13 protein-coding genes are annotated in these 12,956 nt (G+C 66.6%); 3 read left to right on the forward strand and 10 right to left on the reverse strand.

Annotated features, from left to right (window positions below; genetic code table 11):
* From ABZ720_RS11430 to ABZ720_RS11450, 5 genes are all read right to left on the reverse strand, one after another.
* A complete protein-coding gene (locus ABZ720_RS11430; protein ID WP_366555655.1) occupies positions 1-1,038 on the reverse strand; it encodes a branched-chain amino acid ABC transporter permease in 1,038 nt (345 codons plus the stop codon).
* Positions 1,035-1,931 carry a branched-chain amino acid ABC transporter permease gene (locus ABZ720_RS11435; RefSeq protein ID WP_366555656.1) on the reverse strand — a complete coding sequence of 299 codons (897 nt, stop codon included), beginning with the start codon at positions 1,929-1,931 and terminating at the stop codon, positions 1,035-1,037. Before ABZ720_RS11435 ends, ABZ720_RS11430 begins: the two co-directional genes overlap by 4 nt.
* On the reverse strand, positions 1,928-2,662 hold the full coding sequence (locus ABZ720_RS11440; RefSeq protein ID WP_366555657.1) for an ABC transporter ATP-binding protein: 735 nt from the start codon (positions 2,660-2,662) through the stop codon (positions 1,928-1,930). Before ABZ720_RS11440 ends, ABZ720_RS11435 begins: the two co-directional genes overlap by 4 nt.
* Entirely contained in the window at positions 2,649-3,467 is an 819-nt protein-coding gene (locus tag ABZ720_RS11445; RefSeq protein WP_366555658.1) for an ABC transporter ATP-binding protein, read from the reverse strand. The genes ABZ720_RS11440 and ABZ720_RS11445 overlap by 14 nt, the downstream gene beginning before the upstream one ends.
* A 90-nt stretch (positions 3,468-3,557) precedes the next feature.
* A complete protein-coding gene (locus ABZ720_RS11450) occupies positions 3,558-4,457 on the reverse strand; it encodes a MurR/RpiR family transcriptional regulator (protein ID WP_366555659.1) in 900 nt (299 codons plus the stop codon).
* Between the two features lie 137 nt (positions 4,458-4,594).
* Here ABZ720_RS11450 and ABZ720_RS11455 point away from each other — a divergent pair, with 137 nt between their 5' ends.
* Positions 4,595-5,278 (forward strand): cysteine hydrolase family protein, encoded by a 684-nt coding sequence (locus ABZ720_RS11455; RefSeq protein WP_366555660.1) that lies wholly within the window; start codon positions 4,595-4,597, stop codon positions 5,276-5,278.
* Positions 5,279-5,311: 33 nt separating this feature from the next.
* Here the strand turns inward: ABZ720_RS11455 and ABZ720_RS11460 are convergent, their stop codons facing one another.
* Complete coding sequence (locus tag ABZ720_RS11460) at positions 5,312-5,461, reverse strand: hypothetical protein (protein ID WP_366555661.1); 150 nt, start codon at positions 5,459-5,461, stop codon at positions 5,312-5,314.
* Positions 5,462-5,563: 102 nt separating this feature from the next.
* Between ABZ720_RS11460 and ABZ720_RS11465 the strand changes: the two genes are divergently transcribed.
* Positions 5,564-6,784 carry a GGDEF domain-containing protein gene (locus ABZ720_RS11465; RefSeq protein ID WP_366555662.1) on the forward strand — a complete coding sequence of 407 codons (1,221 nt, stop codon included), beginning with the start codon at positions 5,564-5,566 and terminating at the stop codon, positions 6,782-6,784.
* Positions 6,785-6,814: 30 nt separating this feature from the next.
* Here the strand turns inward: ABZ720_RS11465 and ABZ720_RS11470 are convergent, their stop codons facing one another.
* The 4 genes from ABZ720_RS11470 to ndk all read right to left on the reverse strand — a co-directional run bounded on the left by ABZ720_RS11470 (position 6,815) and on the right by ndk (position 10,898).
* Positions 6,815-7,252, reverse strand: coding sequence for a GFA family protein (locus ABZ720_RS11470; protein WP_366555663.1), 438 nt, complete (start codon positions 7,250-7,252; stop codon positions 6,815-6,817).
* Between the two features lie 171 nt (positions 7,253-7,423).
* Positions 7,424-8,626: an acetyl-CoA C-acyltransferase gene (locus ABZ720_RS11475; protein ID WP_366555664.1), complete on the reverse strand. Its 1,203-nt coding sequence runs from the start codon at positions 8,624-8,626 to the stop codon at positions 7,424-7,426.
* Between the two features lie 17 nt (positions 8,627-8,643).
* The gene (locus ABZ720_RS11480; RefSeq protein WP_366555665.1) at positions 8,644-10,212 is read right to left on the reverse strand and encodes an AMP-binding protein; all 1,569 of its coding nucleotides are present in this window, start codon (positions 10,210-10,212) and stop codon (positions 8,644-8,646) included.
* Between the two features lie 263 nt (positions 10,213-10,475).
* Positions 10,476-10,898: a nucleoside-diphosphate kinase gene (ndk, locus tag ABZ720_RS11485; protein ID WP_366555666.1), complete on the reverse strand. Its 423-nt coding sequence runs from the start codon at positions 10,896-10,898 to the stop codon at positions 10,476-10,478.
* Between the two features lie 147 nt (positions 10,899-11,045).
* Here ndk and ABZ720_RS11490 point away from each other — a divergent pair, with 147 nt between their 5' ends.
* Complete coding sequence (locus ABZ720_RS11490; RefSeq protein WP_366555667.1) at positions 11,046-12,947, forward strand: ABC-F family ATP-binding cassette domain-containing protein; 1,902 nt, start codon at positions 11,046-11,048, stop codon at positions 12,945-12,947.
* Positions 12,948-12,956: the final 9 nt, after the last annotated feature.

A 12,956-nucleotide genomic window follows, 5' to 3' on the forward strand; every position in this document is an offset into this window, starting at 1 on the left:
TCAAACCTCCCGTTCTTCACCAGGTGAAAGGGGCCTCCCGGCCCGGGATCCTGCAGCTTTGCGCCGCAGGAAGGATGGCTCAGCGCTGCCGAAAAAGCCTTGTGGGCGCAGCAGCAGCATCGCGATCAGCAGGACGGCTATGACGATCTGGACCAGACCATAGGCGCCCATGGCCTGCTCGAGGGGGCGCAGGGCTTCGCTGAGAAAGGTCAGGGCGATCGCCGCCAGGGCCGCGCCAACCAGGCTGCCGCTGCCACCGATCACCACCATGACCACCAGCATGAAAGCCAGCGCAATTCCGAAGGAGCCCGGCGTCAGATTGGTCAGGAGATGCGCCCAGAGCACGCCGCCGACGCCGGCGAAAAAGGCCCCCAGCGAAAAGGCGGCCAGCTTGGCACGCGCCCGCGGCACTCCCATGCAGGCGGCGGCCATCTCATTCTCCCGGATCGCCAGCAGGCTGCGCCCGATCGAGGAATGCTTGAGCCGCCAGCAAACCAGCAGGGCCACTGCCAGCCAGCCGAAAATCCACCAGAGATCGGTGTGGCGCGGGATACCATTGAGACCGAGGGCGCCGCGGGTGGCGCCGTCGGCGTTGTTGATCACGACGCGCAGGATGATGATGAGCCCCAGCGTCGCCACCGCCAGATAGTGCCCGCGCAGGCGCAGCACCGGAAAGCCCGCGATCGCCGCGACCAGCGCGGCGGCAATCCCGCCGGCCAGGGTCGCCGGGAAGAGGGACCACTCGACGGTCGCCAGCCACTCCGGCAGCGCCGGCAGCATGAAGCCCTTGCGATTGGCCGGAAAGGTGAGAATGGCCCCGACATAGGCCCCCACCATCATGAAGGCGGGGTGACCCAGGGAAAAGAGCCCGGTCAGGCCGTTGGAGAAGCTGAGGCTGATCGCCAGCATGGCGTAGATGCCGGCAAATCCGAGCACCGTACGCTCATAACCGCTGAGCGAGCCCTCGGCATAGGCCACCAAGGCGATGACGACCGCCGCCAGCAGCCCCCAGGCGAGATGGTGACGGCCCAGGCTCATGCCCGCTCCTCCATCGAGCGGCCCATGAGCCCATTGGGCAGCACCAGCAGGATCAGGATCAGCAGACCGAAGACGAAGGCGTCACGATAGGAGCCGAAAGACGGCGGCAGCAGGCCGACAAACAATACCTCGGCAAAACCCAGCAGGTAGCCGCCGAGCACCGCGCCGACGAGGCTGCCCACCCCGCCAATGACCGCGGCGACAAAGGCCTTGAGGCCGGGCACGAAGCCCATAAGCGGGTCGATCTGCCCGGCGCGTCCGGCCCACAGCAGGCCGGCAAGCCCGGCCAGCGCCCCGCCGAGGGCGAAAGCCGTTGCGATGGCCTTGTTCACCCGGATGCCCATGAGACGCGCGGCCAGCGGGTTCTCCGCCGTCGCCCGCATGGCAATGCCCATGCGGGTGCCGCGGACAAAATAGGTGAGGCCCAACAACACCAGCAGGGTCACGGCCACCGTGACGATTTCCAGCACGGTCATGCGGGCGCCGAAGACGTCCAGGTTGGTGCGCATCCAGCCCGGCAGGTTGAAGGGCCGTGGCTGCCCGGAAAGCAGCAGAACGCCCAGGTTCTGCATCAGGATCGAAACACCGAGCGAGGTGATGAATCCATTGACCTGGGGCGCGGATCTCTGGGGCCGGAAGGCAATGAAGTCGATCAGCATCGCCAGGATGGCGCCGATGGTCAGCACGGCCAGGACAGCGGCCCAGAGCGGTAAGCCGAAAACCAGCAGGATGGCAAAGGCGGAGAAGGCGCCGACCATCAGCACGTCGCCGTGGGCGAAGTTGATCAGCCGCACGATGCCGTAGATCATCGAAAAGCCGACCGCCACTAGGGCATAGACCGACCCCAGCACCAGTCCGTTGATCATCTGTTGCAGCAGATAGCCGCCGGTCATGCTCCCTCCCCCGCCGGTGCCAGGCCCAGATAGGCTTCCTGCAAACGCGCATCCTCCGCCAGCTCCGCCGCCGGACCCGACAGCGTGATGCGGCCGTTCTCCAGGACATAGGCCCGGTCGGCGATCTCCAGCGCCATGCCGGCATTCTGCTCCACCAGCAGCACCGTGGTGCCGCGTTCGCGGATCGTCTCGATCACGTCGAAGATTCTGTCCACCATCTGCGGCGCCAGTCCCAGGGAAGGCTCGTCGAGCAGCAGCAGGCGCGGGCGCGACATCAGCGCCCGGGCAATCGCCAGCATCATCTGCTCGCCGCCGGAAAGCTGCCCGGCCAGACCGCCGGCGCGCTCGCGCAGGATCGGGAAGAGGTCGCCCATCGCCACAAGATCGCTCGACACCTCGCCATCGCGGCGCAGGAAGGCGCCCATGCGCAAGTTCTCGGCCACGCTGAGTCCGGCAAAGACCTGCCGCCCCTCCGGGCAGTGGGCAACGCCGGCAGCGACGATACGATCAGGCGCCAGGCGAAGCAGGTCATTCTCGCGGCCGTCCATGCTGAGGACCGCGCGCCCGCCTCGGGGCCGCAGCAGCCCGGAAATGGTCAGCAGCGTCGAGGTCTTGCCGGCACCATTGGCGCCCAGCAGCGCCACGATCTCCCCCGTCTTCACCTCCAAGTCGAGGTTGTGCAGCACCTGCGAGGGGCCGCGCCAGACATCGAGGCCATCAAGTGTGAGCATCGGCGGCCTCCTCTGTACGCCGCTTGCGGCGTGCGCTGCCCAAATAGGCCTCGATCACCGCCGGGTCCTGTTGAATCTCCGCCGGCGCACCGTCGGCGAGCAGGACGCCGCGGTTGATCACCTGGATGCGTCGGCAGAGCGCCATCACCAGGCGCATGTCGTGCTCCACCACCACCAGCGTCAGGGTCGATATGTGCGCGACCAAGTCCTGCAGCATGGTGGTGAGGCTGGCGGTTTCCGTCGCGTTCATGCCCGCGGCGGGCTCGTCGAGCAGCAGGACTTTCGGCCGGGTCGCCAGCGCCCGGGCGATCTCCACCTTGCGCTGCAGGCCATAGGGCAGATCGCCGGCGCGCCGGTCGACCATCTCCTCCATGTCCAACTGGGCCAGCAGGGCGGCCGCGCGTTCCCGCAGGGCGCGCTCGCTCCGAGACACCGAGGGGAACCCCAGCAGCGTTGCGAGCCAGCCGGCGCCTTCACCCCGGTGCGCCCCGACGGCCACGTTCTCCCAGACGCTGAGATCGCGGAACAGGCGGATGTTCTGGAAGGTGCGCGCGATGCCGGCGACCGCGAAATCTTCCGGCTTGGTCCCGGTGAGGTCACGCCCCTCCAGGCCGATTCGTCCGGTCGTCGGCGTGAGGACACCGGTGAGAAGGTTGAAGGCGGTGGTCTTGCCGGCGCCGTTGGGCCCGATCAGGCCCAGCACTTCGCCCTGGCTCAACTCGACTGAATAGTCGGAGAGCGCCACCAAGCCACCGAAGCGCTTGGTCAGCCCCTCCGCCTTCAGGGTCACGCCCGCTGTCGCCATGCCCATCCCAACCGTTATCTTGCGAAACGCACGTTACAGAGACCGTTTCAAAACATCAATCGGTAACGAATAGTACGATTGTTCCATCACTTATGATTCGCCGGGCGCACCGGGTTCCGGGCTCCAGAGCGCCTGCCTGTGGCGCTCGATTGCCTCGATGCGCTGCCGCGAGCGCGACCAGACCTGCTCATCAAAGGCCTGGGCCAGGACCTCGACGAAAGCGATCATGCCGACCAGACTGTCCCAGCGGGAGGGACCGTCCACTCTTGTGCGAAACACCAGGTCGGCCACCTCGGCTGCATCGGACATCCACTGATCGGTGATCAGCACGACGCTGGCGCCGCGCGCCGCGGCGAGGCGGGCCGTGTCCACGCTGTCGCGCTGATAGCGGCGGATGTCGAAGAGGATGAAAAGGTCTCGGCGTCGCAGGTCGGCCAGCTGGTCGGCGCGACGGATCAGGTCGTGGTCCATCAGCCGCACCCGGGGGCGCATCTTGCGCAGATGAAACTCCAGGTGCCGAGCGGCCACGTCAGTGAAATCGCCGCCGAGCAGGTAGACATCGCGGCGCTCATCGCTCAGCGCGCTGACCAGACGGTCGAGCTCGCCGCGCTCACACATGGCAAGGCTGTCGCCGATGGTTTCGCTCAGGCGCCCCCCCAGTTTGGCTAGCCCCGAGGCCGCGCTATCGGCCTCGGGGGGCCGGGTCAGAGGATACTGTGCCTGCGCTTCCAGTTCGCGCCGCAGTTCGCGCCGGAAATCGCCATAGCCTTCGAAGCCCAGCTTGGCGATGAAGCGCAGGATGGTCGGCGCGCTGACCCCCGCACGCTCGGCAAAGAGAGCAACCGTTTCGATGCCGGTGGTGGGGTAGCGCGCAAGGAGTGCTCGGGCCGCGCGCCGCTCCGCATTGGTGAGCGAAGGCAAACTGGCGGTGATGCGATCGGCCAGAGTGGCCGGTCGCTTTCCGGTGCCGGCACTGGTGCTGGTGGGCAAGGGCACCTCCCGCGTTGAGCATGAAGCGCCGCCATCGTTACGAAGTTGCGTGATAAGCGCAATCCTGTAATTACAGTTCCCAAAACCTGCACGGCCGTGCAGGGATCGCCCTCATCCTCGATTTGGAGTAACAGGCTATGTCCACAGCACTTCCGGCCATTGACGCCCCCGGCGGGATCTACCGCGAGCGCGCCATCGTTCCCCAGCGTACCGCCCTGCTCTCCGTGGACATGCAGAATGCCGAGTACAGTCCGGAGCTGCTGCAGCGAGCCCGCACCGCCGGCGACCCGGCCGAGAAGATGCTGCCCTTCCTGGAGCGGCTGGAGGCGGTGGTGCTGCCAGCCCAGCAGCGCCTGCAGGCTGCCGCGCGGGCGGCGGGCATCGAGGTGATCTACACCGTGATCGAGAGCCTGACCCAGGACGGCCGCGATCGCAGCCTCGACCACAAGATCTCACGCCTGCACCACGCCAAGGGCTCCTGGGAAGCGCAGGTGATCCCGGCCGTGGCGCCGCAGGGTGACGAAATCCTGATCCCGAAGACCGCGTCGGGCATCTTCAATGCCACCAACATCGAGTACGTGCTGCGCAATCTCGGCATCGACTATCTGATCGTCTACGGCGTGATGACCGATCAGTGCGTGGAGTCGACCGTGCGCGATGCCGCCGACCGCGGCTATCTGGTCACGCAGATCGAGGATGCCTGCGCCGCCGAGACCCCCGAGGGGCATGCCCGTTCCATCGAGGCGATGAAGGGCCACTACTGCCGCACCCGCTCCGCCGACGAAATGATCGCCGAAATCCAGGCGCTGACCGGTAAGTAGGAGTGCGCTCCGCCAAGGCAGGCTGGAGAGGACTCAGTCGAGAAAGAAGTCCTCATCCACCCGCTTGAGGTGGAGCAGCTCCTCCGTCCGGCAGCCCACCCCATGGCGCACCATCAGCCCGGCCAGCGCATCCCCGTCCAACAGGACGATGCGCTTGCTGAGCGCTCGCTGCGCAATGCACACAGCCTATATTTGCAAATCTCTGCTGTCGATCATCCGGTCATTCTTGGTTGCACGCAGCCTCCCGGCATGTGCAATCGACGGGTCATCGAGTTAGTTTGGCGAATGGCAGCGCGCACCACCAAGGGTCCCCCTTCACGCCTGCATCCCGTCACCGGGGAGTTCCGGGATCGTGCGACGGAGGCCGCCTTTCGGGAGTCCATCCTCGCCAGCGTCCAGCGCGACAGCCGCTTCTCGCTCTGCGTCGCGTCGGCGATCATCCTCAGCTTCTCCATTGCCGATTTCAGCTTCCTCGGAGCGTCCCAGGAAAGCTGGCTACTGCTGGCGCTGAGGCTCACGGTCAGCGGCTGCTGCCTGTTCTTCGCCTTCTACCTCGGCCGGCATCCGGTGCTGCTTACGCGGCCCTGGCTGCACAGCGTGGCCCCGATCGTCATCGCGCTGTGTATCATTCTCATCGTGCCGCTGCGCCCCATGACACTGCCGACGCAGTTCACGGCGGTGATCATCGCGCTGCTCGCCTTCTATCTTTTCGTGCCCAATCTCTTGCCGGGCATCCTCCTGTCCAGCTTCCTGCTCACGGCAGGCTTTCTCTTCGCGGCCTGGCTCTGCGCCGGGTTGCCGCCGGTGCGGGTCCTGACCCACGGCCTGCTGCTGACCATGGCCAACCTGGTGGGTTTCGGCACGGCGCTGAGATTGGCGCGGCTCGAACGGCGACAGTTCGCCTTGCTACTGGACGAACGGCACTCCAATCACCGCCTGACCAGTGCCATGGCGGAACAGCAGCGCCTGGAGGAGCAGTTGCGCCAGCGGGCCGAGCGCGACGACCTGACGGGCATCTCCAACCGGCGCCATTTCATCGAGCAGGCGGAAAGCGCCTGGGCCCAGAACCGCGCGCAAGCGCGTCCCTTCAGCCTCTGCATTTTCGATCTCGATCACTTCAAGCGCATCAACGATACCTGGGGGCATGACGGGGGAGACCGCACCTTGCAGTGCGTGACCGCCGCCTGTGCTCAGGCACTGCGCCCGGGAGATCTGCTCGGGCGCTTCGGCGGCGAGGAGTTCATGGTCGCCTTCCCCGAAACCGATCTGGAGCAGGCCTGCGCCATCGCCGAGCGCCTGCGCGAGACCATCGCCAGCCTCGCTCTCCCCGAGCCCCTGACCGGTGCAGGGTTAACCGTAACGCTGGGAGTGGCAACGGCCCAGCCTGGAGAAAGCACCCTGGAACCGGCGATCAAGCGTGCGGACGACGCCCTCTATCGCGGCAAGCGCAGTGGGCGCAATCGCGTAGAGCGCCAGGTGGACGCAGACCTGAGACCGGTCGAATAGACTGCCTTCTTGGGCCGGCCTTGCCGTCCGTCACTCCGCCATCGACTCGCCGCTGCCGCCCATTTCGGCCGGGAAGTCCTTGAGCTTGGGCAGGCCGTCGGGAATGCGCAGTACCGAAGAAGCGTAGTTGACGTGAACCTGCGGCTTGAAGTCCAGGCTGGGCAGGACCGCCGCATAGACGTCCACAAACTCGCCGGGCACATGCTGGGTCATCACATGCCCGCCGCAGCGCGTGCAGAACCGGCGGTGACTGTCCTCGGTCTTGTTATAGCCGGCCAGGAGATCCTCGCCCTTGGTGACCTCGACCGCATCGGGTTCCCAGAGCGCAAAGGCATTGACCGGGCCGGCACTCCAGGCGCGGCAATCCTTGCAGTGGCAGTAGCCCATGGCGAAGGGCTCGCCGGTTGCGGTCACTTCGACCGCACCGCAAAAACAGCTACCGCGATACAGAGTCTTATCCTCAACCATGCGCTTATCCTCAACCATGCGCGGTCCTCCCATCATCCGTCACCCTACCCGGCCCCACAGGTCCAAGCCCGTTTTGACACCGGCCGGGCAGTTGCGGCAGAGCGGCTCTCCGCCGCACGCTATCACCATAAAAGCGCGCCGCGGCCTGTTGCAATTGCCCGTTAGTGTGAATCAGCAGATCTCGAACAGGCCGGCTGCGCCCATGCCGCCGCCGACGCACATGGTGATCACCGCATAGCGCGCCTTCCGCCGCCGGCCTTCCAGCAAGGCATGGCCGACCAGCCGCGCACCGGTCATGCCATAGGGATGGCCGATGGAGATGGCGCCGCCATTGACGTTCAGGCGCTCGGCGGGAATGCCCAGGCGCTCCTGACAGTAGATCGCCTGGCAGGCAAAGGCCTCGTTCAGTTCCCAGAGGTCGATGTCATCGACGCCGAGGCCATGGCGCTCCAGCAACTTCGGCACGGCAAAAACCGGGCCGATGCCCATCTCGTCGGGGTCGCAACCGGCAACCGCCATGCCGCGATAGACCCCCAGCGGTGTCAGGCCGCGACGCTCAGCTTCAGCGCGTTCCATGACCACCACGGCACTGGCACCGTCGGAGAGCTGCGAGGCGTTGCCGGCAGTGACGAACTTGCCCAACTTGACGCGCTGCCCGTCGCGGAAGACCGGTTGCAGCTTCTCCAGGTCGGCCAGCGTCGTCTGCGGCCGGTTGCCCTCGTCCTTCGACAGGGTGACCTCTTCCTCCCAGGTCTCGCCGCTGGTCTTGTCGCGCACGATCTTCCGGGTGGTCAGCGGCACGATCTCCTCGTCGAACCGCCCGGCCTCCTGGGCCTCGGCGGTGCGCTGTTGCGAGCGCAGGGCGAAGGCATCCTGGGCCTCGCGCGACACACCGTAGCGCTCGGCCACGATCTCGGCCGTTTCCAGCATCGACATGTAGACGTCCGGGCGATGCTCCATCAGCCAGGGATCGTGCCAGCGGCTGGTGTTCATCGTGTCGTTCTGCACCAGGGAGATCTGCTCGACGCCGCCAGCCACGGCGATGGGGGTCTCCTCGTGCAGAACCTGCTTGGCGGCGGTTGCGATTGTCATGAGCCCCGAGGCGCACTGCCGATCGAGCGTCATGGCCGCAACACTGGTGGGCAGGCCGGCGCGCAAGGCCGCCTGCCGGGCCACGTTGGCGTGGGTGGTGCCCTGCTGCAAGGCAGCACCCAGCAGCACGTCCTCGACCTCTTCCGGCGCCAGACCCGCCCGCTTGACCGCCTGGGCGATGGCGTGGCCCGCCAATTCCGGGGCCGTGGTGTTGTTGAAGGCCCCGCGATAGGCTTTGGCCAGCGGCGTGCGGGCCGTGGAGACGATGACGGCTTCCTTCATCGGGCGATCCGATCCTTTCAGCGTTTCAGTTTGAGGCCGGCCGCCTCGCGATCCCAGGTGTCGGCAGTCACGCCGTCCTGGCGCAGAACGTGCTTTTGCAGCTTGCCGCTGGCGGTCTTCGGCAAATCGTCGGTGATGCGCAGGTAGCGCGGCACCATGAAGCGCGCCAGCCGCTCGGCCAGGAAGAGAGTCAGCGCCTCCGGGTCGATGGTGGCGCCCGGCACCGGGGTGACCACCACCAGCACCTCGTCCTCGCTGTGCGCACTGGGCACGGCGACGGCAACGGCTTCCTTCACATCCGGGTGCGCCACCACCTCCGCCTCCAGCTCGAAGGAGGAGATGTTCTCGCCGCGCCGGCGAATGACGTCCTTCATTCGGTCAACGAAGAAGAAGCGGCCGTCGGGGTCCTGGCGGAAGGCGTCGCCGGTGTGGAACCAGCCGTTGCGCATCGCCTCCACCGTCGCTTCGGCATTGCGATAGTAGCCCTTCATCAGCGCCCAGGGGCGGTGGCTGCGCACCAGCAGTTCGCCCACCTCGCCGCGCGGCACCTCCTGGTCGTGAGCATCGGCCACCCGCAATTCGAACCAGGGCCGCGGCCTTCCGGCAAGACCCAGATCGTCCTCGCCGCTGTGGATCGGCCCGGCGCTGATCGGGCTGGCGATCTCGGTCATGTTGTAGACAGTGTAGAGCTCCACGCCGAAGCGGTCGCGGAACTTCGGCGCGTCCTCGCCGAAGGGGACCACGAAGGCCTTGCGCAGGGGATGGTCCCGGTCCTCGGGGGTTGGCGGCGCCTTCAGCAGGAAGTTCGCCATCACCCCCAGCAGCAACACCACGCTGCTCTCGGTCTCACGCACCGCCTGCCAGAAGGTGCCGGTCTTGAACTCCCGGATCATGGCAATGGTGCCGCCCAGCGCCAGCATGGCATAGACGTAGAGCGTGGAACCGCAATGGAAGATCGGCCCGCAGATCATGCAGACGTCGTCTTGTGCGATGCAGTCGAAGGCATCGGGCCCCATGGTGTAGAGCTGCACGTAGGAGAATACGACACCCTTCGAGGGACCGGTCGTGCCCGAGGTGTACATGATTGCCTGGCTGTCCCAGGGCTCGATCGGCCGCTCCAAGGCCAGGCTCTCGGCGGGCGGCGGTGTTTCAGGGTCCACGAGCGGCGCAAGCGAGAGGCCGGACAATGCGGGCAACTCACCGGCGTCGGTGACCAGAATGCGTTCGACCTTGCCGGTGGCGATGTCGCTCAGCCGCTCGAGAAAATCCGGCTCGGCGATCATCAGGCGGGCATCGGCGTTGTCGAGAATGTGTGCCAGAGGTCGGCCACGGGCCGCGGTATTGATCGGGATGTAGACCGCGCCGAGATAGTTGATGGCAAACCAGGTCGTCAGCAGATCGGGCCCGTTGCCCATCCAGCAGAGCACATGATCGCCCTGCTTCACGCCCTCGCGCTGCAGGGCAGCCGCGCGTCGCTGCACCCGCGCCAGCATCTCGGCGTAGCTCCAGCGCTCACCCGGCCAGAAACGCACGAACTCGGCATCAGGTCGCGCCTGGGCCCAATGCTCCAGCATGTAACGCAGCACGCAACTATCCCGTGCCGGTATGACGGATACGGCATTCTCGGCCATAGAGCGCCCTCGCCTCCTCTGCTTCCTGCCATTCTGGATTGTTCCGGCCTGGCGGCCGGCGCGGTACGATCCGGGAACGCGAAAGTGCAGCAGCACCGCGGGCTTGTCAAAAGCAAGCAGCGGCACGGCACCTGCGGAAAAGAAAAGCCGGAGCAGCCCTTTCGGCCGCCCCGGCTTTCTCCGCTTCGCTCACAAGGATGAGCGGTTTAGTTCGTCTCTCAGCCGACGATCTCGCACTCGGAGAAGAAGTAGGCGATCTCGTTGGCGGCATTCTCGGCGCTGTCGGAGCCGTGCACGGAGTTGGCCTCGATGGACTCGGCAAAGTCCTTGCGGATCGTGCCCGCGTCGGCGTTCTCCGGGTTGGTGGCACCCATCACTTCGCGGTTCTTGGCCACGGCATCCTCGCCTTCCAGCGCCTGCACGACCACCGGGCCGGAGATCATGAAGGACACGAGGTCATTGAAGAAGGGGCGCTCACGATGCACCGCATAGAAGCCTTCGGCCTGGGCCTTGGTGAGCTGGATGCGCTTCTGCGCCACAACCCGCAGACCGGCGGACTCCAGGCGATCGATGATCTTGCCGGTGATGTTGCGGCGGGTGGCGTCGGGCTTGATGATCGACAGGGTGCGTTCGATCGCCATGGTGGTTGTCTCCTGATTTAGGGTCAAATTACTCGCAAAAGCGAAATCGCGCGCCTTATAGCGGCGCCGGCGGCAGGCGGCAACCGCACCATAACTTCAATCCGCGCCCCTCTCGCCACCTCCGGGCTCGGCTGCTATCAAGGCGCCATGCTGCAGATCCAGGATCTCCTCTACCGCGTCGAGGGACGCGTGCTCTTCGAGCGGGCCTCCGCCACCATCAACCGAGGCTGGCGCGTGGGCCTCGTTGGCCGCAATGGCACGGGCAAGTCCACGCTGCTCAAGCTTATCGCCGGAGATCTGAGCCCCGACGGCGGCACCGTGGAGGTGATCGGCCGACAGCGCATCGGCACGGTGGCGCAGGAAGCCCCGGGGGGCGAACGCAGCCTCATCGATACCGTGCTCGCCGCTGACAGCGAGCGCAGCCAGCTCCTCGAGGAAGCCCAGAGCGCCAGCGAGCCCGCCCGCATCGCCGAGATTCACGAGCGGCTGGCCGAGATCCGTGCCGAGAGCGCGCCGGCGCGTGCGGCGCGCATCCTCGCCGGCCTGGGTTTCGACGAGGCGGCCCAGCAACGGCCCTGCTCCGCCTTCTCCGGCGGCTGGCGCATGCGCGTTGCCCTGGCGGCTTTGCTCTTCGTCGAACCGGACTTGCTGCTGCTCGACGAGCCGACCAACCATCTCGACCTGGAGGCGGCGCTCTGGCTCGAAGGGCACCTCGCCACCTACCCCGGCACCCTGCTGCTGGTCAGTCACGACCGTGACCTGCTCAATCGTGCGGTGGACCGCATCCTCCACCTGGAAGGCGGCAAGCTGACCCTCTATTCGGGCGGCTACGACATCTTCGAGCGCACACGGCGCGAACGACTGGAACACGAGGCGGCCCAGAATGCCCGGATCGAGGCCCAGCGCCGGCACATCCAGGCCTTTGTGGACCGCTTCCGCTACAAGGCCAGCAAGGCACGCCAGGCGCAGTCGCGCATCAAGATGCTGGAGAAGCTGCAGCCCAGCGTGACGCTGATCGAGGATGCCTCGATCACACTGAACTTTCCGAACCCCGAGCCCCTGGCGCCACCCATCCTGCAGCTCGAAAAGGCCGCGGTGGGCTATGCACCGGGCAACCCCGTGCTGCGGAACCTCAATCTGCGCCTGGACATGGACGACCGCATCGCGCTGCTCGGCGCCAACGGCAACGGCAAGTCGACCCTCGCGCGCCTGCTGGCCGCGCGCCTCGATCCCCTGGAAGGACGCTGCCACCGGGACCGCAAGCTGCGCGTCGGCTACTTCGCGCAGGACCAGGCCGAGGCCCTCGATCTTTCCCGCTCGGCCATGGACAACCTGGCCCGCCAGATGCCCGAGGCGACAGCCCAGGCCCTGCGCGACCATCTCGCCCGCTTCGGACTCGGCGGTGACCGCGCGGTGACCAAGGCGGGCGACCTTTCCGGCGGCGAGAAAGCGCGGCTGCTCTTTGCCATCATCAGCCGCGAGTCGCCGCACCTGCTGATCCTGGACGAGCCGACCAACCATCTGGACATCGACGCCCGCGACGCCCTGGTCCAGGCCCTGGGAGCCTACGAAGGCGCCGTCGTGCTGGTCAGCCATGACCCCCGACTGGTGGAACTGGTCGCCGACCGGCTTTGGCTGGTGCAGGACGGCAAGGTCCAGAGCTTCGACGGCGACATGAACGACTATCGCCAACTGCTCCTGGAACAGCGCCGGGCTGAGCGACGCGAGGCCCGCAGCGACAAGCCGCGGGACACCACGCCCAACCGCAAGGACCAGCGTCGCGCCGCCGCCGAAGCACGCGCCGCCACCGCAAGCCTGCGCAAGGCTGCCCGCCAGGCTGAGAAGCGCTTGGAAGCGCTCACCGTCGAGCGGCAGGCAGTGGAGGGGCAACTGGCCGACCCGAAGCTCTACGAAAGCCAGCCGCAGGCGGTGCCCGAACTGCAAAAGCGCCTGGGCGAGCTGGACAAGGCCATCGCAACGGCCGAAACGGCCTGGCTGGAGGCGGAAGAAGCCATCGAAGCGGCCATGGCGGAAGCCGGCGCCGCCTGACCGGCGTTC

The sequence above is a fragment of the Aquibaculum sediminis genome, assembly GCF_040712085.1.
Classification (GTDB): Bacteria; Pseudomonadota; Alphaproteobacteria; order Kiloniellales; family DSM-21159; genus Aquibaculum; species Aquibaculum sediminis.

Bases quoted from the DNA above. Each gene is read 5' to 3' on its own strand.
- ABZ720_RS11430 (WP_366555655.1), bottom strand. From the start codon at position 1,038: ATGAGCCTGGGCCGTCACCATCTCGCCTGGGGGCTGCTGGCGGCGGTC.
- ABZ720_RS11435 (WP_366555656.1), bottom strand. From the start codon at position 1,931: ATGACCGGCGGCTATCTGCTGCAACAGATGATCAACGGACTGGTGCTG.
- ABZ720_RS11440 (WP_366555657.1), bottom strand. From the start codon at position 2,662: ATGCTCACACTTGATGGCCTCGATGTCTGGCGCGGCCCCTCGCAGGTG.
- ABZ720_RS11445 (WP_366555658.1), bottom strand. From the start codon at position 3,467: ATGGCGACAGCGGGCGTGACCCTGAAGGCGGAGGGGCTGACCAAGCGC.
- ABZ720_RS11455 (WP_366555660.1), top strand. From the start codon at position 4,595: ATGTCCACAGCACTTCCGGCCATTGACGCCCCCGGCGGGATCTACCGC.
- ABZ720_RS11465 (WP_366555662.1), top strand. From the start codon at position 5,564: ATGGCAGCGCGCACCACCAAGGGTCCCCCTTCACGCCTGCATCCCGTC.
- ABZ720_RS11470 (WP_366555663.1), bottom strand. From the start codon at position 7,252: ATGGTTGAGGATAAGACTCTGTATCGCGGTAGCTGTTTTTGCGGTGCG.
- ABZ720_RS11475 (WP_366555664.1), bottom strand. From the start codon at position 8,626: ATGAAGGAAGCCGTCATCGTCTCCACGGCCCGCACGCCGCTGGCCAAA.
- ndk (WP_366555666.1), bottom strand. From the start codon at position 10,898: ATGGCGATCGAACGCACCCTGTCGATCATCAAGCCCGACGCCACCCGC.
- ABZ720_RS11490 (WP_366555667.1), top strand. From the start codon at position 11,046: ATGCTGCAGATCCAGGATCTCCTCTACCGCGTCGAGGGACGCGTGCTC.